Origin of the sequence: Vibrio sp. M260118 (genome assembly GCF_036533755.1) — a bacterium.
Taxonomy (GTDB): domain Bacteria; phylum Pseudomonadota; class Gammaproteobacteria; order Enterobacterales; family Vibrionaceae; genus Vibrio.
The window spans coordinates 1-3,811 of sequence record NZ_JATABG010000403.1 but is presented as its reverse complement, the minus strand read 5'-3'; the positions used below and the strand labels follow the sequence as shown (position 1 = coordinate 3,811).

The window sequence follows — 3,811 nt, the reverse complement described above, 5'->3', positions numbered from 1 at the left end:
TTTGTTGCGTAATTCAGACGAGAAACCAAACCTCCTAAAGTTGAGCGACTTTTATACAATATACTGAGTTTCAGGCATACCAAGCCCTGTAAGTTTGTTCAGTGCTTTGATCATGGCGTAAGTCTCGCCAACCTGAGCGTTGTAATTTCTTAGACTTAATTTCCCACCTAGCAACTGTTTTACTCGGTACATTGCGGTCTCTGACAGAGAGCGCTTATGATAGCCATACCGCTTTTTCCACTTCTTGTTGGAGCCGTAGAGCTTCTGGCAACCTACCGCTAAGTTACGAGGATGCCCTTGTTCCCAGAAGGCTGCTCCTTCTCTTGGCGGGATGAGCGGAACAGCTCGCTTGATCCGTATGGCATCATGGCAATTCCTTGTGTCATAAGCGCCATCGCCTGATATCTCAATGATTTTACGACGTGTTTGCTTGAGTAAGTTGGGGAGCACTTCGGCATCAGTTACGTTAGATAAGCTCAGCTCTGCTGCGACTATTTCGTGGGTGCTTGTATCTACCGCGATATGCAGCTTACGCCAGACTCTTCGCTTCCCATCAGTTCCATGCTTCTTGACCTTCCATTCACCTTCGCCATAAACCTTGAGGCCAGTGGCATCAATGGCCAGATGTTGTATTGCTCCTCTGGTTTTGGTTTTAAATGAAACTTCAACTTCCTTAGCTCGGCGGCTTATACAGGTGTAGTGCGGGCAAACAAGCGGGATGTTAGCCAGCTTAAATACGGAGTCTAGAAAACCTTGCAGCGCTCTCAAGGGCATAGAGAAAACGCGTTTCACCATCAGTGCGGTAGTAATGGCTAAGTCGCTGAATCGGAACCACGGTTGATTAAGGATTTATTGTACTGCTTCCAGTTAGTTGTTTTGTAACGAGGTTTAGGCATGAGGCTACGACGATTGATGGGCGTAGCCGCTCAGATCGTAGTTTCTTGATTTAGTTCCATCGAATTACGCAACAAAGCCTCGCCAAAAACGAAGAGTATCAACCAGCATAAGACACCGTGCACCACCAACCCCTTGGCAAAGTACGTAGTGAGATGAATAACAGGATAAATCCTACACGTTGAAAACCTTCTGCTCACACTGGCTTTTACGTAAGCGTCCATTTAAACCCACCTACCAATAATTCAGCATTCTCGGCATAGTGATTCCTCAACCAAGGAGTCACGATGAACCAATCGAACAAGCCTCAACTCTGGGCAGAAATCATTGAGCAGCAGAGCCAAAGTGAGTTATCCATTGTCGCGTTCTGCAAGGCAAACCAACTGACGGTAAATACCTTTGATTACTGGCGCAAAAAACTTTACGGTCGCGTACAGCAACAAGCAGTGCATCCTGTCCTGATTGAAGATACCCCGAAAAGCAAAGGTGTTCCTCTGTCGGTAATGCTTTCACTACCAACAGGAATGACCGCTGAGCTTCCCGCTGACATGCCAGCACACCAAATCCAGAACTGGTTACAGGCACTGACGTGTTAACACCGAACTCAGGGATTTATCTGGTCTCTGGCATAACCGACATGCGTAAGTCTATTGATGGCCTGTCTCTAATTGTGGCTGATGTGTTGGAAATGGATCCGTTCAGTGAAGCCTGGTTTATCTTCTGCAATCGTGGCCGAGACAAAATCAAGATCTTGTTCTGGGATACTAATGGCTTCTGGCTTTATTACCGCCGACTGGAGAAAGGTCGTTTTAAATGGCCTAAACCTAATGAATCGGGTCATATCGCTATCTCCAGGCAGCAACTTCAGTGGTTACTATCAGGGCTTAATCTGGAGCATCCTAAAGCTCACCAACCCTTATATGGCCTTGAAGTGTGAGCCAGAATCATGATCGTCATAAAGGGGTTGAACGATCCTTTTTCCCTGTCAGACTAACGGCATAATCCTGACTAAGAGCCCGACTGATGAGTGACCTTCCTGATGATGTAGAACAACTGAAAGCGATGTTGTTAGCGCTTCAGGAAGAAAACAAAGCTAAGGACAAGCAACTACAGGCTCAGCAGGAAGAAATGGCTGAACTCAAAACTCGGGTGGAACTCCTGCTTGAGCAACTCAATCTCAGTAAATCCAAACGGTTCTCCTCTCAGAGTGAAAAGGTGGTTAAAGGCACCTTCAATGAAGCCGAGCAGCAAAATGCACTGAACAAACCAGAGCCTGCTCATCATAAAAAAGGACGTAAACCTTTACCCGAAGAGCTGGAGCGGGAAGTTCAGGTTCATACCCTGAATGCTCCACACTGTGAATGCTGCGGTCATGAACTGCATAAGTGCGGAGTGGAGACATCGGAAGAGCTGAAGATCATCCCTCAGAAAATCAGTGTTATCCGCCATGAGCGAACTAAATACGCCTGTCGTCAGTGTGAACATACCGAAACCAGCAGCAAGATAGTGACCGCTCCAAAACCTGCCAGCATGATCCCGAAAAGTATCGGTTGTCCAGAGACCTTCGCAGCAATCGTCACTGCAAAATACGTTGATGCGCTACCGCTATATCGTCAGGTAGATATCCTCAAACGAGGTGACATCGATATCAGTCGAGGCACTCTGGCAAACTGGTGTGTTCAGCTAGGAAACAAAGTTGACGTCATTATCGACCAGATGAAAGCACGGCTGTTATCAGAAAGCTTAATCTACGCCGATGAAACCACAGTGCAAGTACTGTCAGAGCCAGGAAAAACCGCTCAGAGCAAATCGTACATGTGGGTTTACCGCAGTGGTGAGTTCCATGAGGCTCCAGTGGTTATCTATGAGTACCAACCAGGACGCGGTGCAAACTGCATCAAAGCCTTCCTTGGTGATTACTCTGGTTATCTACTGTCTGATGGATATTCAGTGTATGACACTCTTAAAAATGTCACTCAGGCTGGTTGCATGGCTCACGCAAGACGTAAATTCACCGAAGCTCAGAAAGCACAACCGACCAAGAAAGTAGGTCGTGTAGAAAAAGCGCTGAACTATATTGGAAGGCTCTACGGTATCGAACAAGAAACCAGAGAGCTAAGCCCAGAAAAACGGCAACAAATAAGGCAGCAGAAAGCGAAGCCCATCCTTGATGAGTTCCATAACTGGCTGGTTAATATCAAAGAAACACAGCTGCCCAAGGGTAGGCTTGGAATCGCCATCAACTACGCGATAAACCAATGGCCAAAACTACTCACGTATCTTGAAGACGGTCATATCAGCATCGATAATAACGTGACTGAACGGGATGTGCGCCCCTTTACCACTGGGCGAAAGAACTGGATGTTCTCGACTTCTGTTGACGGAGCAAAGGCCAGTGCAAACCTCTACAGTCTGGTTAGGACCTGCCGTGCTAACGACATTAATCCATACTTCTACTTCGTACACCTGTTCAGGGAGTTGCCGAAGCGTTCTTCAAGTGACGATCTAACCGATCTACTTCCATGGAATGTAGATATCGGTGAGGCTGAAAAAAACCTCACTAGTTAACTGCGCGCTTACAAACCACTAACATCAGATTAGTAAAAGTATCTTTAAACCTTAAACACTTGTATGTCCATGATCGGGGTTGAATACTATTACCGTTCTTGAGGTAATAATGGCTAAGTAGCTATATCAGCGGAGTCCCGTTTGCCTTGTTTGTTTTGCTTTCGTTTCCTTTGTTTTCAAACCAACTTATTTGTTCATCAATATATAGATAGCGTTCGTACTGTCGTGATAGAAGTTCTCGTAATATGGGCGATAGCTGGTTTTCGGCGTCTTCGAGCACTTCGGGAATAGCTTTCCTGAACGAAGCCTTCCCTTTAGGTAGAACAATACCGTATTCAGCAATAAGTCC

The 3,811-nt window shown here is 46.2% G+C and carries 3 protein-coding genes and 2 pseudogenes; 3 read left to right on the top strand and 2 right to left on the bottom strand.

Annotation, left to right across the window (positions count from 1 at the left end; genetic code table 11):
- Positions 1-51: 51 nt before the first annotated feature.
- A pseudogene (locus tag QTO00_RS17490) lies at positions 52-896 on the bottom strand (IS5 family transposase).
- A 285-nt stretch (positions 897-1,181) separates the two neighbouring features.
- Here QTO00_RS17490 and tnpA point away from each other — a divergent pair.
- The 3 genes from tnpA to tnpC all read left to right on the top strand — a co-directional run bounded on the left by tnpA (position 1,182) and on the right by tnpC (position 3,462).
- Complete coding sequence (gene tnpA / locus QTO00_RS17485; protein WP_331425914.1) at positions 1,182-1,490, top strand: IS66 family insertion sequence element accessory protein TnpA; 309 nt, start codon at positions 1,182-1,184, stop codon at positions 1,488-1,490.
- A complete protein-coding gene (tnpB, locus tag QTO00_RS17480) occupies positions 1,484-1,831 on the top strand; it encodes an IS66 family insertion sequence element accessory protein TnpB (protein WP_331425913.1) in 348 nt (115 codons plus the stop codon). Before tnpA ends, tnpB begins: the two co-directional genes overlap by 7 nt.
- Before the next feature lie 86 nt (positions 1,832-1,917).
- On the top strand, positions 1,918-3,462 hold the full coding sequence (gene tnpC / locus QTO00_RS17475; RefSeq protein WP_331425912.1) for an IS66 family transposase: 1,545 nt from the start codon (positions 1,918-1,920) through the stop codon (positions 3,460-3,462).
- Positions 3,463-3,631: 169 nt separating this feature from the next.
- Here tnpC and QTO00_RS17470 read toward each other — a convergent pair.
- Positions 3,632-3,811, bottom strand: a pseudogene (locus tag QTO00_RS17470) (IS110 family transposase); the annotation flags it as partial.

Excerpts from the sequence above, each read along its gene's own strand:
- tnpA (WP_331425914.1), top strand. The coding sequence starts at position 1,182 with ATGAACCAATCGAACAAGCCTCAACTCTGGGCAGAAATCATTGAGCAG.
- tnpC (WP_331425912.1), top strand. The coding sequence starts at position 1,918 with ATGAGTGACCTTCCTGATGATGTAGAACAACTGAAAGCGATGTTGTTA.